An 18788-nucleotide genomic window follows, 5' to 3' on the forward strand; every position below is an offset into this window, starting at 1 on the left:
AATTATTATTAATTATACTATATTAAACTATTGATATTTATAATAAAAGGTGTAAACAATGAAACCTATGTCTAATGTAGACATTTTTACAATAACTGATGAATTAAATAATTTATTAACCGGTGCAAGAGTAGACAAATCATTTCAACCAACTAAAGATATTGTTGTAATGAGATTTCATGTAGCAGGAACCGGAAGGATTGATCTTGTAATGGAATGCGGTAAAAGAATTCATACAAGTAAATATCCTCTTGAAAATCCTATCAATCCTCCTGTTTTCCCTATGCTTTTAAGAAAAAGGATAAAAGGAGCTAATGTAGTTAGTATAACTCAGCACAATTTTGATAGAATTATTGAAATTAAAGTTAAAAAAGACAAATATTATACAATTGTTGTTGAATTATTTGATAAAGGAAATATTATTCTTTTAGACGAAGATGCAAACATTATATTGCCTCTTAAAAGAAAACGTTTCAGTGATAGGGACATCAGTTCTAAAAAAGAATACCAGTTTCCTGAAAAAAGAGGAATTGACCCTATCCATACAAGTGAAAGTGAATTAAAAGAATTGTTTGCTAATTCTGACAAAGATTTAGTTAGAACATTAGCTATGAACAATTTAGGAAGCTTATATGCTGAAGAAATTATTAAAAGGGCTAATGAATTTGAGGAAATTGACAAACACACTCCTTCAGCTGATTTAAGTGAAAGTCAAATAGCTAACTTAAATAAAGCAATTCATTTATTGTTTGATAACCTGCAAGAAGAACATTTCAAACCCCAAATTGTTAAAAAAGACAATAACGAAGATGTAGTTGCTTTTGATTTGATAAACTATGACGGATTTGAAAAAACATACTTCGATAACTTTAATGAAGCCTGTGATGAATTTTATTCCAAAAAGGTAAATAATGATATTAAAAATATTAAAGAAGCTGCATGGAATAAAAAGGTAAACAAATTCGAAAAAAGGTTGAAGCTACAGGAAGAAACACTTGATAATTTCCATAAAACAATTGAAACTAGCCAACATAAAGGAGAAGTAATTTATTCTAATTATACTGCCATAGAAAATTTAGTAAAAGTAGTGAATGATGCTATAAGTAAAGATTATTCTTACAAAGAAATTGGAAAAACTCTGAAAGAAGCTAAAAAAAATGGTTTGAAAGAAGCAGAAATCTTTGAATCCATTGATAAAATGGGTGTTTTAACACTTAAACTAAATGAAACTTCAATAAACATTGATCCAAAATTAACTATTCCTGAAAATGCTGAAATTTACTATGAAAAAGCTAAAAAAGCTAAAAAGAAAACAAAAGGTGCTGAAATAGCTATTGAAAATACTAAAAAGCAACTTGAAAAAATCAAAGCTAAAAAAGAAGTAGCTATGGAACACATATCAATTCCTAAAAAGAGAGTTAAGAAAAATCTTAAATGGTATGAGAAATTAAGATGGTTTGTAACTTCAGACAATGTTTTAGTAATCGGAGGAAGAGATGCAGGCACTAATGAAGCTGTTGTAAAAAAATATATGGACAATAACGACATATATTTACATGCAGATATACATGGAGCAACATCAACAGTGATAAAACTAGATGGCAGTAAAATAAATGACAGTATCCTTAAAGAATCTGGAGAGTTTGCAGCATCATTTTCAACTGCTTGGTCAAAAGGTTTCACAACACAGGATGTATTTTGGGTTAACCCAGAGCAGGTTACAAAAACACCAGAAACCGGAGAATTTCTGCCTAAAGGATCATTTGTAATAAGAGGAAATCGTAATTATATCCGCAGTGCAAAAGTAAGAATTGCTATTGGAATCGTTGATTATGAAGGAAAAAGATTAATGGCAGGTCCTGTTGATGCTTTAGAAGCACATTGTGACAACTTTATTGTGTTAAAACCAGGATATACTAAAAAAACAGCAATAGCTAAAAAAATACTTCATGAAATAAACGAAGATGACTTAATAACTTTAGATGATATAATCAGAGTGTTGCCATCTGGAAAATGCGATATTGACGAAGAATATCACTTAAGAAAAAAATATGAAAAAAATTAATCCTGATAATTTTCAGGATTATATTCAAAATATTCACCAGGATTTAAAATAACCACATCAATATTCGGATTTAACTGACTAACAAAGTTAGCATAAATAGATGGGTCCTGTTCAATTGGTGGAAATGTATTATAATGCATTGGAAGAGCTACTTTTGGATCAATCCATCTTGTAGCTAATGCTGCTTCAAAAGGACCCATTGTAAACTTATCCCCAATTGGAAGCAATGCAATATCCGGTTTATAAATTTCACCAATAATTGTTTTCATATCCCCAAATAATCCAGTATCTCCTGCATGGAAGAGTTTAGTTCCGTCTTCAAGAGTTATTAAAAAACTGGCTGCATCTCCAGCAGGAAGCGGTTCTTCAACAATGTCCAATACTGAAGAATGTTTAGCATCAAGCATAGTGAATTTAACTCCTCGATATATGAATGATCCCCCAATATTTACACCAATATTGTTAATTCCCTGTTTTGATAAAAATAAAGAAATTTCATGAATTGCTGCTACAGGAACATTATTTTTATTGGACAGTTCCATTGCATCACCTAAATGATCAGAATGACCATGAGTAACCAATATAATATCCGGATTAAATTCTTCAACAGGTATTTGACAAGCAGGATTGTTACTAATAAAAGGGTCAATTAAAATATTTAAACCCTCATCAGTTATTATTTCAAAAGCTGAATGACCTAACCATCTAATTTCCATTTGAATCAACCTCTATTTCATATAATCTGCAACTAAATTTTCATCTAAATTTGCTGCAATATCCCATGTTTTCTCAAAGCTATTTCTAATTTCTGAAATAGATTTCCTATCTTCATAAATAGCACCATATTCCACATCACTGTTACCACTACCTTTAGAAATAATCATAGCATAATCATCATCAGTAATCAAGTTAATTGAATGTACTTGAGGAACTGTTTTAATTTGTACTCCTTGTTTAAGAAGTGAAGAAACTAAAATCATATAAGACATATCCGATACATCAAAATCATTGATAATTACTCTTGAATAAATTGTTGGAACATGTGATAAAAACCTGTCAGACAAATCATTTAAAGATGGGATTTCCAGCATTATCTCTTTATTTACATCAGTAGCCAGTTTATCAAATGCTTCACTGGAAGTTATTAAGCCATCCCCATAAACAACAAAGCTTCTAAGCAACTTAGGAACAGGCAAACTTTCAGGATGATTAACATCTATTTTAATATTTCTTGGTTCAGTAATTTTTCTAGGTTTAGGTGGAACGAATGTATCATTTTTTATATAATCATCATCTTGACGTAGTGCCCTTTTAATTTCTTCAGACTTATCATATCCATTTTGAGCGTAATTATGGGAACGTTTTTTAGGTTTTCTAGTGATTTTTAAAGGTTTATCATAATTTGGAGTGAATTTAAGATTATTACCGAAATTAGTTGTGGATTTATCATTATGAACTCTTAAAACTGCTTTAGAGTTATCTTCCTGATTAAAATCAAAGTATTCGTCAGGAGTTTCTTCATAGTACTCTTCTTCATATTCTGGAAGGTCATCTTCATAATAATTATCAAAAGTATCTCTAATTTTTAAAGGACCATTAAATGTATCAGAATTTTTATTAAATGATGGAGCTCTAATATCATTAGATTCTAAAAATTCTTTAACGATAGAAGATGTTCTATCAGCATTAGCATCAACAAAATAACTGATAATCATGATTATACCAACTATTGCAATAATAAAACCAACAACTAGCAGAATGTCTATCAAATTATAAACATTTGCCTCATATATTATGAGAACCCCAACTACAAATAAAATAAAACCTGAAATTAATTTCAATGTGTTTCCCACTATCTCACCTATTAATAATTATAACCATTCTATTAATTAAACTTTGTATAATAGAGTTAATAAAGATGTTGATAAAAATGCTGTTTTTTAAGAGAAATATAGAAAAAAAGATAGGATAATAATTTTTATAAAAATAGTAATATTAATATAATATGAAAAATAAGTATTACTACTGGTGAAAATATGAAAATTTTAAAAAAAATCAACAATGAAAAATCAGGACAAGGCGCAGCAGAATACATATTACTGTTTGGAGGAGTGATAGTTATAGCTATTTTTGCTTTAACCATATACAAATCATATATGCAAACAAGTGATAACAATTTAAAAGTAAAAGATGATATATCCGAGGTTAGAACAACAGTTCGTGAAAACAACAGCATATTAGGATAAAAAATGAAAACAGACAACAAAGGACAAAGTAGTGCCGAATTAATTTTAATTGTTGGAGGTTTAATTATAATAATACTATTCATTGGAACTTATATCTCCAACATAACAAGTACTACTCAAAATAAACTAAAAACAGTAATAACAAAAGAACGAAACTTTTTAATAAATAAAATTTAGAAAAGAGAGTATGAAATCTCTCTTTCTAACTTAAAAGATTAGAAGTTAAAATATCTTTCCAAGACTCTGAATTGATATTATCTAATTTCATTGAAGTTCTTGTAACTTCTCTAATGTTTTGTGGACATGCATTGACACAAGCACCACATAAATTACAGTAATCTAAATTAGTAACCGCTTTATTGTCAATAATTTCTACTGCATCACATGGACAAACATCTTGACATGCGTGACAAGCATCCCCTTTACATATTGCTTCTTCTGTTTCAACTAATTTTAAAGTTCCTTCAAATGGTTTAGTTACATTAATTGTATCAACAGGACAAACTTCCTTACACCAGGAACAGTTTACACAGTCATCTTTAAGAATGGATGCTGTACCATTAATTTCAGGAGCTTTAATTTGATCTTGGAACATACATGTTGAACATACTGCTTTAATTGCATCTTGAGGACAAGCTCTCTTACAAACACCACAGTAAATACATTTAGAAGTATCTATCTCAATAGTGTTGTTAAGACAATCATTAGAGAACTCTGGATTATTAGTTAAACTAATAGCTCCTGCAGGACACATTTCTGAACAGATACTGCAGTAAACACATTTATCCTCATCGACACTAATTTCACCAATAACTAAATCTTCTCTAGATGGCAACTCTCTTTTAAACAATATAGTGTCTCTAGGACAAACAGAATAACATCTTCCACAATATATACAATCATCATCATTAATTTCTGATTCAACTTCCCATACCGGATAATTTCCTGTTTCTTTAATATCTTCACCATTAATGGTTAATGATAAAGCATCAAATGGACATGCAACAGAACATAATCCGCATAAAACACAAGTATTAGGAGTTACAGAAACTAAATCCATTTCAATTAAACCACGTGCAATTGGTACAATAGGTCCTAACCTTAAAGAAGATGTTGGACACACATCAGTACAAATTCCACAACCTACACACCTATCATTGTTATGTGATAACTTACGGGTTTCTTCCCCGCTCCTCTCAACATTAAACATTAAAATCCCTCATGCTTTAGATATAGCTTGATTAGGACAGTTTTGAATACAAAGGTCACAGTCATCACATTTTTCAGGGACAACAGTTACATCGCCATCTTCTTCGATGAGAGCACCTTGTTCACAAATCTTTACACATAAACCTTGTACTGGACAATTTTCAATGTGACCACAGAGATCTGAATCTATTTTTACTGCCATATAACCACCTCAAATTTGATATGAAAATTATTTTATGAAAAAATAATATTTTAATATCAATTAATACATTGTCGAAATGCATATATAAACATGTCGATTTAATTTAATAATAAAATACTATCTTAAAATATTTCCTTTTTTATTAATTTCACCACTCCTAATTCGTGTAGACGAAATAGGATGACCATCATCTGCTAAAACAAAGCTAACAACAACAATATCTAATGGAGACATTCCTTTAGAATCTCTAATTTCATTAATTTCAACTGCTACTGGTTCAGTTTCTTCACTAACTACAATTGCATCAAATTCCTCATCAAAAACAGTAGTTCCATATGCATCATCCAAAACCATGACAGTATAATTTAATTTATCATCAAAAAATTCTTTAAGACATTTCATCCGATCTTCACAAGAGTCAATATCCCCCTTAAGACCACCAAAAGCATTAGAAGTTACACCAATTTCAACTTTTTCACCTAACTCAAAAGCAGTTGTAAGTAACTTTTTATGACCATCATGAAACTTATCAAAAGTTCCTCCAACAGCTATTTTCTTATATTTTTTATGATCCATAATATTGTCCTAAATTAGTTTGCTAATATAATTTTATATAAACTATTATAAAATATTAGCGATTAAAAAATTAGTTATAACTAAAAAAAAGAATATAAAGAAAAATAAAAAAAAGAAATAGTAAAAATTAGAATGGTAAAGAAATATAATAATTCTTAAAAGTAAATGTATTAATATTCCAATTATTTACTACTCCTAATGAGTTTCTAGAACTTACTGGATCAGCAACTACCCAAGTACCATCAATTAAAACTTGTGCCCAAACATGACCTATAGGTCCGCTTGAAAAAGTACATGTTCCATGAACATATCTTGCTGGAAGATCTGCTGCTCTAAATAATGCTATAACTAAATGAGCCTGGTCACAGCAGTTACCTCTTTTATCAGTTAAAGTTTTTTTAGCACCACGGCTAGTATCATAATAACTAGAATATGCTATATTATCAATAACATAATCAAGTATTGCACTAGCTTTTTGTGTTGGTGTTGATAGTCCTGCAGTTAATTTTTGAGCTAAAGCAACAATTGTAGGGTCATCAACTTGACAATTAGCAGTAGCCTGCAAATATTTATCAATATTCGCTAATTCACTTTCAGTAGCTTTTACATTGACTCTATTGATTACAAATTGAGAAGAGTCAGAATCTATTGACTTAATAGCAACATAAGCAGGTAACTGTTGATTATTACCATAAAACGCAACAACACGAGCAAATGCATATACCAAACCATCAAAAGTTACAGTTCCTACACTAGAGGATATGGATTCTGGAGCTTTACCATTAGCATTTACATAATCTATAATAGCTTGTGCAACACTAATATAATCTACCAAATTACCTAAATTAGCACACTTGGTGTAGTTAGACGGGTTAGTTGCATCTTTAGAATTTAAATCGCTTAAATCACCATTATTTATATTTACAGTTGCTATAGCTGCAAGATATAAAAATTGAGCCAAAGTATAACTTTCACCATTAATTAAAACAGAATCTGGTAATTTACCCTCTGATTCAATAAATGATTTTACAACTTTAGATGCATCAATTATATTTACAATTGAGATATTTCCAAACACATGAATATATGCTTGTCCACTGTTTGAGTAATTACCTCCAATTGTAGGATAATAATAATAAGCTATTGGATAATCACCTTTTTCTAAAGAATCAATAGTTATTGTAGCTATACCTCCACTGTTAGTAATTGCAGTTTTAGTAATACCATTATAATAGAACTTAATAGTTGCTCCATTAATTGGATTATTTTTAGCATCAGTTAATTTAACATTGAAATTTCCACTAGTTCCTACATTCATGTTAATATCATCTGCAGCAAGTATAGTTCCGTTAACCAAAATCATATTTGAACCAGACCCTTTACAGAGAGTATCATTTATTGCATATGAAATCTTGTAATAACCTACATTAAGATTAATGTTTAATTTAGCAATACCTGATTGATCAGTATATTTAGTATATGTAACTCCAGAGACTGTAAATAGAACAGCAATGTCTTTAACGGGGTTTTTATCTTTATCAGTGATTGCAACTTCAAAAGCAGAACCGTCGTTTGGTAACATCACCAAATCATTTCCTTTAATATTTAAAGTTTGTTTAGCAACAACAACATTGTTTGATCCATCATTATAATCTAAAGCACCTTTATTAGAATAATAATAAGAAATTACATAATTTCCAGGATATAATCTAATATCTATACTTGCTACACCATTTGAATCAGTTGTACGATTATAAGCAACACCATTAATTAAGAAAGTAATGATTTTATTAGCTAAAGGTTTACCATTTAAATCTGTTAATGTAACTCTAAATTTAGAACCATCATTATAAACCATGCTTACATCATTACCAGTTAATATAGTAGTTGAATTTATAACATGAAGTATGCTACTTGACTTAGAAGGATAATAACCTATAACTCCATTAAAGCCATAAGTTACATTATAATCACCTTTTTCTAAATTAGAAATAGTGATAGTAGCATTACCATTTTCATCAGTAGTGGCAGTTACTTCTTTATTATTATATTTAAAGTAAACTGTTTGATTTTCAATTGGATTTCCTTTTATATCAACTAATGTTACAGTATAATTACTATTAATACTATTTATAATAATATATGCATCTTTACCAATTATAGTAGTATTTGAACTGCTAACACCAATATTATTAGATACCTCAAGACCATTATAACTACTTGTAATAATATAATTATTTGGATAAAGTCTGATACCTAACTTTGCAATACCATTTTCATCAGTAACCTTATCATAGAACACACCATTAATATTAAACCTAACAGTAGTATTTGCTAAAGGTTTACCTTGACCATCAATGACCTTAATAGTAAATGCAGTACCATCCCTATAATACATAGTAATATTATTATTATCTATCAAAGTAGATAATACATTAATATTATAACCATGTGATTCACCATTAGGATGATAAGCAGTTAATATATAACTACCCGGATAAAGTGAAATAGTTAAATTTGCAGTACCCTTATTATTTGTTCTTTTTTCATAGATAACACCATTAATATTAAACCTAACAGTTTCATTAATTAATGGATTACCCATAGCATCATAAAAAGTTGCATAAAATTGAGTACCATTCCTAAAGTATTTAGTTATATCACTACCATTAATAGTAGATAAAACAGTAATATTATTAGCAGACATTTCACCATTAGGATGGATTGCTGTCAATATATATTTATTAGGATTTAAAGCTATGCTTAAATTAGCTATACCACTATTATTAGTATTACGAGTATAAAAAACACCATTAATATTAAATCTAACTTCTGTATTAATTAATGGGTTTCCATTTCCGTCAACAAATTTTGCATAATATTGAGTACCATTTCTATAGAACTTCACAACATCATTTGCAGATATTGTAGATAATACTTCAACTAAATTTGTAACTGAAGAACCTCCATACAATGAAGAACCTGCATAACTTGCTGTAATATTATACTTACCAACAGCCAAGTTAATATTCATAGATGCAACACCATCACTACCAGTAGTACGATTATAAAGTTTACCATTTATTAAAAATGATACAGTTTGATTAGATAATGCTTTACCAGTAATATCAGTTAATTTTACATCATAAGTAGTGCCATTTTTAAAGTACAAAGTTGTATTATGACCACTTAAAGTAGTATTTGAAAGAGAACTTTGAGCTTCAGAAATAACACTATTATCTGAAATCTGTTGTAATTCTATAACATTATTATTCTCATAATTAGATCGAATTACTCCACTATTGGAATAATCAATATTAGAGTTATAAGAATAATTATCTGAGATAGATCCATTACTAGAAACTTCTAAATTTTGATAAGATAATTGATTATCATCTTGTATCAAGTTTGAATTTTCGATATCAGAAACATTGTTTAAATCCACAGCACATACAGATCCTAACATCAGGAAGAATGCACATATAACTGAAATAAACAATGCTTTATTTATCTTTGAAATTTTTCCACCTCTTAGTTCTCATTACGAAAATTTTAATAAAAATATTATATTATACTAACATATAGTATTCATAATGAGTAATTATAGATTTAGAATCTATTATTATATAAATGTTTTTACAACTTCATTGATAAAAAAACCCATTTAAATTAGCTAAATCCGTGAAAAAATAATTAAAAGTTTTATAAAATTTAAATTAAAAACAAATAATATTGAAATAAGTAAAAAAAGGATAAACTATCTTCAATTTAAATTCAAAAATTAAACACACAATGAAAAATAAATCTTACATATAACCAAGTAGCATATTTAAAATCTAATTCAATTGAAGTTTTAAATAGAAAATACATTGAAAATTTATTTTTATAATGAAAAATACAACGATACAATCCAATAATTATAAAATAATGAATTTAAGTCAAATATTTAAAAAATAAGTAAATTTTCCAAAAAAACCTAAAAATTTCATAGTTGATTCCATGATTTATGAAAAAAATATTTTCCAAAAAAACCATAAAAACATAGATTTAAGATTTGGACTTGCATATCCGAACATCTATAAAACAGCTATGTCATCATTAGGCTATAATATATTATATAATTTAATTAATGAAAGGCAAGACACATGGTGTGAACGAATCATTTATCCCAATACTAAATCTATTGAGTCAAATACTCCTATGAAACACTTTGATATAATCAGTTTTTCCCTGCAATTTGAAGAAGATTATTTTAATGTTTTGGAAATGATTAAACAATCTGAAATTCCCCTTAAAAGAAAAGACAGAAGTGAAAATGATCCTTTAATAATAGCTGGAGGTCCTTGTGCAACTGCAAATCCAATGCCATTATCAGATTATATTGATGTGTTTATAATTGGCGAAGGAGAAGTTACTATAAATAAATTTTTAGATAAATACCTGGAAAATAAAAATTTAGATAATTTTTTAGATATTCCCGGAGTATACATCCCCAAATTTAACAACAATACAAAAATAGCTCTCATAGATGATATGAAAAATGCATACCATATAACACATCCAATCATTACTAAAACTGATGAAGAAGCTTATAAAACTGTGTTTAGTGATTCAATTATGCTAAATGTTTCAAGAGGATGTACAAGAGGTTGTAGATTCTGCATGTCCAGCTATCTTTACAGACCATTAAGAGAAACTAAAATAGAAGAATTAGTTAACATAGCAATAAAAACACGAGAAAATACTAATTTAAATAAAATAACATTAATTGGAGCTGCTGTTGGAGATTATTATGATTTAGAAGGTCTTACAAAAGCTCTTGAAAGTGAAGACTTTCAAATAGCCACACCATCTCTACGTATAGACTCACTTAGTAGAAAAACTTTAGAAACTTTAAAAAAAAGTGGTTTAAAAAGCATTACAATTGCTCCAGAGTCTATTTCAAAACTACGTGAAAGGATTAATAAAAATATTTCTGATGAAAAAATATTTTCCGTAATAAAAAATGCAGTTGAACTTGATTTTAATATTAAATTATACTTTTTAATTGGAATTCCCTATGAAAGTAAAGAAGATATAGAAGAGTTAGCTAACTATATTGAAAAAATAGCAAATATGCATAAAAATAGAAAATACATGAAATTTAGTATCAATCCAATTATTCCAAAACCTCAAACTCCATTACAATGGGAATTTTATAATTTTAAAGACATTAAATCAAAAACAAGATATTTAAAAAAGAAATTAAGGAAATATAATGTTAAATTCGAAAGTCCGAAAAAAGGGTTGATTCAATATATATTATCTTGTGGAAATAGGGAAGTTGGTGCACTTATTGAAAAATCTTTAACAGAAGAGGTAACATTGAAAGAATGGCAGAGTTACTTGCCAAATTATAATATCAATGATGAACTACCTTGGTCTAAAATTGATATTGGAATTAAATCTAATTTTTTAAAAACAGAAAACAGAAGATTAAAAACAAAAAAGCAAACCCCATGGTGTGGAGATTCTCCATGTTATAACTGTGGACCATGCAACCAGAAAAAATTTTTAAATTAAAAATAATATAATAAATAATAATACTTAGTGAGGAAAAAATATGATAAATCCTGCAAAAAGAACCAGTACAATTGAATTATCCCAGATAAGAAAAATGTTTGAAGTTACAAATCCTACTGCTATAAATTTAGGAATCGGAGAACCTGACTTTGACGTTCCTGAAAACATTAAATTAGCTATGGAACAATCAATAAAAAATAATGAAACACATTATACTCCAAATAAAGGTTATATTGAATTAAGAGAAGCCATCACTCAAAAATTCAAAAAGGACAACAATATAAATACAAATCCTGAAAACATAATAGTTACTGCAGGAGCTAGTGAAGCATTATATATGTGTGCACAGGCATTTATTGATAAAAATGATGAGGTAATTTTACCAGACCCAAGTTTCCTGTCATATGAAGCCTGTATAAAGTTAGCTGATGGAAAAGTTGTTGGAGTTAATTGTGAAATGGAAAATGAATTTAAATTAAAAGCAAGCGATGTTCAGGAAAAAATAAACAAAAATACTAAAGCTATAATTTTAAATTCACCCTCAAACCCAACTGGAGCAGTGATGGATAAAGAAGATATTAAAGCTATTGCAGATTTATCTATAGACCACGATTTCTTAATTATATCTGATGAAATCTATGAAAAAATCATCTATGATAAAAAACACTATTCCCCTGCAGCATATAGTGATAATGTAATAACCATAAACGGATTTTCAAAAACATATGCAATGACTGGCCTTAGAATAGGTTATTTAAATGCAAAAGAAGAATATTTGGAAGAACTGCTTAAAATTCACCAATATAATATGGCATGTGCTAACTCAACAGCCCAAAGAGGAGCTTATGAAGCATTAACAGGACCTCAAGATACAGTTAACAAAATGGTTAATGAATTTAAAAAGAGAAGAGACTTGATTGTATCCAGATTAAATAAAATGGGATATAAAACTGTAAATGCACAAGGTGCTTTTTATGTATTTCCAAAAATTGAAAATCCTGAAGAATTTGTTAAAAAATCCGCTGAAAATGGAGTTATAACCGTTCCAGGTGTTGCATTTGGACAAAATGGTAAAAATCATGTGAGAATGTCTTATGCAAACTCTTATGAAAATATAGTTAAAGCTATGGATATTTTAGAAAAAGGTGTTAATTAATGGATGAATTTAGAACCAAAGGCGGAACAAAAGCAGCGATTGTCGGAATAGGATCAAATACTTTTCTTACTATTTTTAATATTGCAATTGGAATAATGTCTGGAAGTTATGCATTAATCTCTGAAGGAGCACATACTTTATCAGATGTTGCAACTTCCATAATTGCATATCTTGGATTTAGAATAGGTCAAAAACCGGCTGATGAAGAACATCCTTTAGGACATGGTCGTGCTGAAGCTATTGCAGGACTTATAATTGTATTATTTTTAACTATGGTAGCTTATGAAATCATGACTGGAGCTATAACCAAAATATTCCACCCTGAACTTATAACAACCCCAAGTTATCTTGCTGCAATTATGGCATTAATTGGAATTGGAGTTAATCTTTGTATAAGCAGATATATTATTGCACTTGGAAAAAAAATAAGAAGCCCTGCTATTGTGGCAGATGGAAATCACCAAAAAGTAGACATCTTCTCATCAATAGCTATTTTAGTTGGAGTTTTTGCATCAAATAGTGGATACCCAATAATTGATCCGATTATAGGTCTTATTATAGGATTATTTATTTTAAAAACTGCATATACTATTGGAAAAGAGAATATAGACAATATCATGGGAAAAATACCTTCTAAAAAATTAATTAAAGATATTGAAAAAGCAGCTATTAAAACTCCTCAAGTACAGGGAGCACATAATATCAAAGTAGAATATTTAGGGTCATATTCCGTTGTTTCATTGCATATTGAACTTGATGAAAATATGACATTAAAAGAATCCCATAAAATAGTCCATAGAGCTCAAAACAATGTGCTTAAAAAAGTTCCATTAGTAAAATCAGTAACAATACATGCCTGTCCTGCAGGAATAAAATATGATCATAAGCAAGAAATAGATAAATAAATTAAAAACGCCGGGAACGGGATTTGAACCCGTGTGATCATAAGATCATCGGATTAGCAGTCCGACGCCGTACCAGGCTGGGCCATCCCGACAATATATAAAAAACAAAGTAATATATAATCTGTTTAAACTTATTAATAAAGTTAATTGTTTTTATAAAAATGGCACGTTCAAAAGTGGACTAATCTCAAAACTATAAGTTATCTAAAAAACCCAACTCCACCCCGTGGTTCTACAAGCATCAACTGTTAATAGTAGAGCTGCTCCCTTCCGGGCCTGACACGTTCCCATATTTAAGATAATTAACTTTTACCCTCCAGTAAAAGTCCTATCACCATCAATCCTGTAGGACGAAGTTTCTATGTCGTTTTTCTTAGGCTCATAATTCCTTAAAAAGCCGCCTTTTGAACTTCAACTGCACCAAAGGGGGTGTGTGCTTACAGAGGACCCCTAACCCTCCAGTCTAGCCATATACATATATGAGACTAATATTATATAAAGGTTAGGTAAAAAATTCCAATTCTAGAAAAAACGCCCATTACTAGAACAAACATATAACACTCTTTAATCTCTAAAAATAGCTATAAATTGATTATATTAAACAATAATAATTTAAATTTGATTAAACTAAATACAAAAGTATTTTAAAATAAACAACTTAAAAATCAAAATTTAGATTATTTTAAAAATAATAACTTGAAAAACAGAATACTGGAAAAAAAACTTATTCCAATAAACCATGGAAATTTATTAAAATAAGAAAAAAATAGAAATTATGAAAGAATTTAGAAAATTAACTTAATTATGTCTCCATCTGAAATAATCCCTACCAATTTACCATTTTCAACAACAGGCAACTGATTTAATATGTTTGAATCAGGAGCATTAGCTTTCATAGTTTCAATAGCTTCAGAAATAGTGTTTTCAGGTGAAACAGTTACAACATCTTTAATCATAATAGATTTAACATCAGTTCCTAACTCATATTTATCCAATATTAAATTATGGCCCAAATCAGTTGCAGTAATAATACCTACTAATTTACCATCATCAACAACAGGCATTGCACTTATTTTATGTTCCATAAGTTCTTCAAATGCATTAACTACATCCACATTAGAAGTTGTAGTAATTACATCAGTTGTCATTATTTCTTTTACTTTCTTGTTTAACATCATAACTTCCTCCATATTTTTCAATAATATCATTAACCATTATATCAATCGTATATGTAACATCAACATTATCAATAATTTTTGAATTATGTTTTATTGCTTGGTCAATCATAAAAGACTGAGTTTTTCTAATTAAATGAAAATTGCTTAAATAATTATCAAGTGACCTCTTAACCCACGGTTGCCTACACCTTGAATAAAACCTGGATTTATGAGTATTTTCATCTCTAACAATTAATGTAAATAAAATAACATTACTTTTACGAATAAGGTCTTCTTTTATGAATCCCGGCACTATATGAACGCCCTCAATAATTATGCTGATTCCTTCTTTTAATGCTCTTTCAATAACCGCTTCCACACCTACATTCACAACATCCACATGACTAATAAAACCTTCAACAACTGGATCCGGACCTAAAAGTGGTGTTCTAATACTTTCATATGCATTAAAACTAGATTTATGAATAACAGGACTTAATTCTTGAGAAACTATTTTACGCATAACTTCACGTATCATATCTGTGCTAATTAAATTCTTTAATCCCAAACGACTAGCTAATTCAAATGCCATAGATGAAGTTCCAACTCCTGAAGCTCCACCAATTAAAATAATAAGTGGTTCTTTTGATTTTCTAACATTTCTCCATTTAATATATTTCTCTGCAAGAACAGGATCAACATAATTTTTCAGATAATTAGTTACAAAGATAGCTAAATCTTCAATAGAAATTTCAGAAATATTTTCTTCAAGAAGTTTATTTTCAATACAAGTAGCTATTTCATAAGATTTATCGTAGCCTAAATCAGTGATGTATAAAGAACGAGCCATTATGCCCTTTGAAAAAGGCTCTTTGTACTTCTTTTTACCAACAGCACCTTTAATCATAATCATAATAATCACAAACTAATTATTTTAATTTTAGGAATATAAATAGATATCTTAAATTAATATTAAATAAAATTTGTGATTTGATTTTTGCTACTGAAAAAAGAATAAAAAAAGAATAAAAAGAGATAAATAAACTATTTATCCATCTAAAGAAATCATATTAATTGTATAATCAGAACCTTCACCAATATCAATTAAAACTGCACCATTATCCTTAAGCATTCCAGGATTAGCTACATCAGTAGTAGTTCCAATTTTACTAATGGATTTTGCTTCGTGAATATGGCCACAAATATTAATTTGAGGTTGGAACTCATGAATAGATTTTAATATTCCTTGACTACCCACATGGTCTCCGCTTTCAGTTAAATCTGCACCAGTATTATAAGGAGGAGCATGAGTAACTAATATTTTTACTTTAGGTACTTCATCATTAGCTACAAAATCATAATTAGCTAACAATTCATAAACATCCCCATAAATTTTATTATCTTGAATTTCACCAGGAGTATCAAATGGTGTAGGATTGGAACCACCATATCCAAATAAAACAACATTATCAAAAGATAAAATGTTATTGTGTAAGCATATTGCATCTGATTCTCTAATTGCTTTACATATTCCTGCAGGATCACAATTACCTGGAACAGCCATTACTTCACAGTCACAGTCAAGTATTTTGCTAATAAATTCATCAACAAATTCCAATGGACCAAAATTAGTAATATCTCCAGTAATAATAACAATGTCAATGTCATTATTATTAAGATATTTGTATAAATTCTCGTTGTCCTCTCCGTGAACGTCACTTATTGCTAAAATTTTCATAAATACCACTTAATTATTCTAAAAAGAAAGACCCCATTTCTTTCAAACCTGTTTTAAGATCTTCTTTATCCCCATGAAGATCAACAGTAACATCATCTTCAAATTCGATTATAAGGCCATTCCATTCAGCTATTTCTTGAACTCTTTCTTCAGCCAATGCTTTTTTCAATGTTATTCTTCCAGTTGTTAATCCCGGAGGAGTGTTAACAATGAATGTTGAACGAGATTTAGGAAATTCAAAAACTTCTTTACCATGCATTGCATCTTTGAATAAACCTAACCATTTATCCACATATTCTTCACTTTCCTGTGAAGCTAATTCCAAGAGTGTTTCTTGAATATTATTTAAAGACATTTCAGCTTTAGCTAAACTATTAATTAAATCAGGATGAGATGGATCTTTTTTATATGAGCTTATTGAAGATCTGATTAAACCTAATTCAGGACTAATTCCCTTAGGAATATCATAACCTTTTTTATTTAAATCAGTTAAAAGATTAAAAACAATTAACCAATTTTGCTCAGAAGGCAAACTCATAAGTGTCCACCTATGATTTTTAAGGTTGTGTGATTGATTTTAGCATCCGCATCTTTTAATTCTTTTTCAATTTCTCTAATATTATTATAAGAATCTAAAAATAATACATGGTGGCTATCAGTACCTGAAATACTTAATATAGCTAAATCATCACCATCTTTTACTTCTCTTTTTTCAATAGTTGCTTTGAATTGTACGTATGGTTCGTACTCTTCAGGAATATCTGGATATTTAAATATACCATCTAATGTTGCTACAAACATATTATCACCTTAAAATATATTTAATTTAAATCATTGAATTTAACAATCATATCTTTTATACTAATAATATATAAAGTTAATTACGAACTATTCGTAAAATATAAAACTAAAATTTAAAATTGTAAAATGCAAATGATAAAAAACAATAAAACTAAAAAAAATCTACAAAAAAATGAATGAAAAAATAATTTCATTCAATGATTAAAACCAAAGTGTGTTTTCAATGTCTAAAAAAATGAAAAAATTGAAAGGAAATTAATCCTTACAATTATTTAGCGTTTTCACCTAATGCTTTAGCTAAAGCAGGAGCTGCATCAATAGCTTGTGCATCTAAAGTTAAATCATCAGCTGTTAATCCCATAGCTAATCCGTATAATTGAGCTAAGTGGAAAACAGGTAATGCGTAGTCAGTTCCGTATTTATCATTTACTTCAGTTTGACCTTGGTCAAATTGTAAGTGACAGAATGGACATACGTTAACAATAGCATCTACACCAGCTTCAGTCATGTGTTCGAGTTTTTCTTTAGTGTAGCTTAAAGTTACATCTAAATCTCTGGATCTTAATCCTCCACCTGCACCACAGCACATCATTTTGTCTTCATAAGGTACGGATTTAGCACCAGTGATTTCAACTAAATCATCTAAGATAGATGGATCTTCTGCTTGGTCTTCAATACCGATTTCAGCAGTTGGTTTTAAGAAGTGGCATCCATAGTGAACAGCAACATTTAAGTCTAAAGGTTTTTCAATAAGGGATGCTAATTTTTCGTATCCTACATCATCTCTTAAGATTTGTGCAAAGTGTTTTACTTCAGTAGTTCCTTTGAATTCTTTACCTACTTCAGATAAAACTTCATTAATTTCTGCTTTTTTATCTTCACTTTCTTTTAACATGTGATTACATTCAGTTAAAGAACCAAAACAACCATTACATTCAGTCATAATATCCATTCCCATATCTTCTGCAATGGATAAGTTACGAGCTGCAATGGAAGCCCATGTTTTTTCATCAAAAGAACCAAATACACCAGGAGCAGGACAACAAGATGCTCCTTCCATGTCTTTTAATTCAATATCTAATGCGTCAAATAATTGTCTGGTTGCTTTTTCAATACCAGGGTAACGGTTGTTCATAATACAACCTAAGAAGTATGCAATTTCCATATTAAT

General features: G+C 29.0%; 18 protein-coding genes, 1 tRNA gene and 1 other RNA gene. 6 read left to right on the forward strand and 14 right to left on the reverse strand.

The genetic code is table 11. The annotated features are described in order from the left end of the window. Positions 1-58 precede the first annotated feature (58 nt). Complete coding sequence (gene rqcH, locus ACMC9J_RS02125) at positions 59-2065, forward strand: ribosome rescue protein RqcH (protein ID WP_427003476.1); 2007 nt, start codon at positions 59-61, stop codon at positions 2063-2065. On the opposite strand, the gene ACMC9J_RS02130 is transcribed toward rqcH, so the two are convergent. Beyond that, a complete protein-coding gene (locus tag ACMC9J_RS02130; RefSeq protein ID WP_019264673.1) occupies positions 2062-2781 on the reverse strand; it encodes a metal-dependent hydrolase in 720 nt (239 codons plus the stop codon). The two genes, rqcH and ACMC9J_RS02130, sit on opposite strands and share 4 nt — an antisense overlap. A 12-nt stretch (positions 2782-2793) precedes the next feature. Next, positions 2794-3918, reverse strand: coding sequence for a hypothetical protein (locus ACMC9J_RS02135; RefSeq protein WP_427003477.1), 1125 nt, complete (start codon positions 3916-3918; stop codon positions 2794-2796). 183 nt (positions 3919-4101) lie between these two features. Between ACMC9J_RS02135 and ACMC9J_RS02140 the strand changes: the two genes are divergently transcribed. Both ACMC9J_RS02140 and ACMC9J_RS02145 read left to right on the forward strand, forming a co-directional pair. Then, entirely contained in the window at positions 4102-4311 is a 210-nt protein-coding gene (locus ACMC9J_RS02140; protein WP_019266565.1) for a class III signal peptide-containing protein, read from the forward strand. Between the two features lie 3 nt (positions 4312-4314). Next, positions 4315-4488 carry a class III signal peptide-containing protein gene (locus tag ACMC9J_RS02145; protein ID WP_019266566.1) on the forward strand — a complete coding sequence of 58 codons (174 nt, stop codon included), beginning with the start codon at positions 4315-4317 and terminating at the stop codon, positions 4486-4488. 25 nt (positions 4489-4513) lie between these two features. Here the strand turns inward: ACMC9J_RS02145 and fwdF are convergent, their stop codons facing one another. The 4 genes from fwdF to ACMC9J_RS02165 all read right to left on the reverse strand — a co-directional run bounded on the left by fwdF (position 4514) and on the right by ACMC9J_RS02165 (position 9764). Then, entirely contained in the window at positions 4514-5521 is a 1008-nt protein-coding gene (gene fwdF, locus ACMC9J_RS02150) for a tungsten-dependent formylmethanofuran dehydrogenase subunit FwdF (protein ID WP_427003478.1), read from the reverse strand. Positions 5522-5530: 9 nt separating this feature from the next. Next, complete coding sequence (locus tag ACMC9J_RS02155) at positions 5531-5722, reverse strand: 4Fe-4S binding protein (protein WP_250415905.1); 192 nt, start codon at positions 5720-5722, stop codon at positions 5531-5533. 117 nt (positions 5723-5839) lie between these two features. Beyond that, entirely contained in the window at positions 5840-6298 is a 459-nt protein-coding gene (locus ACMC9J_RS02160) for a phosphopantetheine adenylyltransferase (RefSeq protein WP_250415904.1), read from the reverse strand. Positions 6299-6425: 127 nt separating this feature from the next. Then, entirely contained in the window at positions 6426-9764 is a 3339-nt protein-coding gene (locus ACMC9J_RS02165) for an Ig-like domain-containing protein (RefSeq protein ID WP_427003479.1), read from the reverse strand. A 533-nt stretch (positions 9765-10297) separates the two neighbouring features. On the opposite strand from ACMC9J_RS02165, the gene ACMC9J_RS02170 reads away from it, so the two are divergent. From ACMC9J_RS02170 to ACMC9J_RS02180, 3 genes are read left to right on the forward strand one after another with little or no spacing between them, the layout of a single operon-like run. Next, complete coding sequence (locus ACMC9J_RS02170) at positions 10298-11860, forward strand: radical SAM protein (RefSeq protein ID WP_427003480.1); 1563 nt, start codon at positions 10298-10300, stop codon at positions 11858-11860. A gap of 40 nt (positions 11861-11900) precedes the next feature. Continuing rightward, on the forward strand, positions 11901-13016 hold the full coding sequence (locus ACMC9J_RS02175; protein ID WP_427003481.1) for a pyridoxal phosphate-dependent aminotransferase: 1116 nt from the start codon (positions 11901-11903) through the stop codon (positions 13014-13016). Continuing rightward, complete coding sequence (locus tag ACMC9J_RS02180) at positions 13016-13921, forward strand: cation diffusion facilitator family transporter (RefSeq protein ID WP_019264680.1); 906 nt, start codon at positions 13016-13018, stop codon at positions 13919-13921. The genes ACMC9J_RS02175 and ACMC9J_RS02180 overlap by 1 nt, the downstream gene beginning before the upstream one ends. Positions 13922-13929: 8 nt before the next feature. Here ACMC9J_RS02180 and ACMC9J_RS02185 read toward each other — a convergent pair. The 8 genes from ACMC9J_RS02185 to hdrB all read right to left on the reverse strand — a co-directional run bounded on the left by ACMC9J_RS02185 (position 13930) and on the right by hdrB (position 18782). Next, positions 13930-14013: transfer RNA gene (locus ACMC9J_RS02185), tRNA-Ser, on the reverse strand. Positions 14014-14079: 66 nt separating this feature from the next. Further along, positions 14080-14395, reverse strand: an RNA gene (gene ffs, locus ACMC9J_RS02190) — signal recognition particle sRNA. A gap of 311 nt (positions 14396-14706) precedes the next feature. Continuing rightward, on the reverse strand, positions 14707-15099 hold the full coding sequence (locus ACMC9J_RS02195; protein ID WP_019264681.1) for a CBS domain-containing protein: 393 nt from the start codon (positions 15097-15099) through the stop codon (positions 14707-14709). After that, entirely contained in the window at positions 15059-15991 is a 933-nt protein-coding gene (locus ACMC9J_RS02200) for a 2-phosphoglycerate kinase (RefSeq protein WP_019264682.1), read from the reverse strand. Before ACMC9J_RS02200 ends, ACMC9J_RS02195 begins: the two co-directional genes overlap by 41 nt. A 135-nt stretch (positions 15992-16126) precedes the next feature. Beyond that, a complete protein-coding gene (locus ACMC9J_RS02205; RefSeq protein ID WP_094516406.1) occupies positions 16127-16816 on the reverse strand; it encodes a metallophosphoesterase family protein in 690 nt (229 codons plus the stop codon). Positions 16817-16829: 13 nt separating this feature from the next. Then, positions 16830-17354, reverse strand: a complete 525-nt coding sequence (locus ACMC9J_RS02210; protein WP_019266573.1) for a DUF2096 domain-containing protein — start codon at positions 17352-17354, stop codon at positions 16830-16832. Beyond that, positions 17351-17617 carry a DUF749 domain-containing protein gene (locus ACMC9J_RS02215; protein ID WP_004033134.1) on the reverse strand — a complete coding sequence of 89 codons (267 nt, stop codon included), beginning with the start codon at positions 17615-17617 and terminating at the stop codon, positions 17351-17353. Before ACMC9J_RS02215 ends, ACMC9J_RS02210 begins: the two co-directional genes overlap by 4 nt. Positions 17618-17885: 268 nt before the next feature. Continuing rightward, positions 17886-18782, reverse strand: a complete 897-nt coding sequence (hdrB, locus tag ACMC9J_RS02220; protein WP_019264685.1) for a CoB--CoM heterodisulfide reductase subunit B — start codon at positions 18780-18782, stop codon at positions 17886-17888. Between the last annotated feature and the right edge of the window lie 6 nt (positions 18783-18788).

It is taken from the genome of Methanobrevibacter intestini (assembly GCF_047402955.1).
Classification (GTDB): domain Archaea; phylum Methanobacteriota; class Methanobacteria; order Methanobacteriales; family Methanobacteriaceae; genus Methanocatella; species Methanocatella intestini.

What these genes read in the sequence shown, in the direction of transcription:
- ACMC9J_RS02130 (WP_019264673.1), bottom strand. Translation starts at nt 2,781, where the DNA reads ATGGAAATTAGATGGTTAGGTCATTCAGCTTTTGAAATAATAACTGAT.
- ACMC9J_RS02210 (WP_019266573.1), bottom strand. Translation starts at nt 17,354, where the DNA reads ATGAGTTTGCCTTCTGAGCAAAATTGGTTAATTGTTTTTAATCTTTTA.
- ACMC9J_RS02165 (WP_427003479.1), bottom strand. Translation starts at nt 9,764, where the DNA reads ATGTTAGGATCTGTATGTGCTGTGGATTTAAACAATGTTTCTGATATC.
- ACMC9J_RS02155 (WP_250415905.1), bottom strand. Translation starts at nt 5,722, where the DNA reads ATGGCAGTAAAAATAGATTCAGATCTCTGTGGTCACATTGAAAATTGT.
- ACMC9J_RS02170 (WP_427003480.1), top strand. Translation starts at nt 10,298, where the DNA reads ATGATTTATGAAAAAAATATTTTCCAAAAAAACCATAAAAACATAGAT.
- ACMC9J_RS02200 (WP_019264682.1), bottom strand. Translation starts at nt 15,991, where the DNA reads ATGATTATGATTAAAGGTGCTGTTGGTAAAAAGAAGTACAAAGAGCCT.
- ACMC9J_RS02160 (WP_250415904.1), bottom strand. Translation starts at nt 6,298, where the DNA reads ATGGATCATAAAAAATATAAGAAAATAGCTGTTGGAGGAACTTTTGAT.
- ACMC9J_RS02215 (WP_004033134.1), bottom strand. Translation starts at nt 17,617, where the DNA reads ATGTTTGTAGCAACATTAGATGGTATATTTAAATATCCAGATATTCCT.
- ACMC9J_RS02195 (WP_019264681.1), bottom strand. Translation starts at nt 15,099, where the DNA reads ATGATGTTAAACAAGAAAGTAAAAGAAATAATGACAACTGATGTAATT.
- hdrB (WP_019264685.1), bottom strand. Translation starts at nt 18,782, where the DNA reads ATGGAAATTGCATACTTCTTAGGTTGTATTATGAACAACCGTTACCCT.
- rqcH (WP_427003476.1), top strand. Translation starts at nt 59, where the DNA reads ATGAAACCTATGTCTAATGTAGACATTTTTACAATAACTGATGAATTA.
- ACMC9J_RS02175 (WP_427003481.1), top strand. Translation starts at nt 11,901, where the DNA reads ATGATAAATCCTGCAAAAAGAACCAGTACAATTGAATTATCCCAGATA.
- ACMC9J_RS02180 (WP_019264680.1), top strand. Translation starts at nt 13,016, where the DNA reads ATGGATGAATTTAGAACCAAAGGCGGAACAAAAGCAGCGATTGTCGGA.
- ACMC9J_RS02205 (WP_094516406.1), bottom strand. Translation starts at nt 16,816, where the DNA reads ATGAAAATTTTAGCAATAAGTGACGTTCACGGAGAGGACAACGAGAAT.
- fwdF (WP_427003478.1), bottom strand. Translation starts at nt 5,521, where the DNA reads ATGTTTAATGTTGAGAGGAGCGGGGAAGAAACCCGTAAGTTATCACAT.
- ACMC9J_RS02145 (WP_019266566.1), top strand. Translation starts at nt 4,315, where the DNA reads ATGAAAACAGACAACAAAGGACAAAGTAGTGCCGAATTAATTTTAATT.
- ACMC9J_RS02140 (WP_019266565.1), top strand. Translation starts at nt 4,102, where the DNA reads ATGAAAATTTTAAAAAAAATCAACAATGAAAAATCAGGACAAGGCGCA.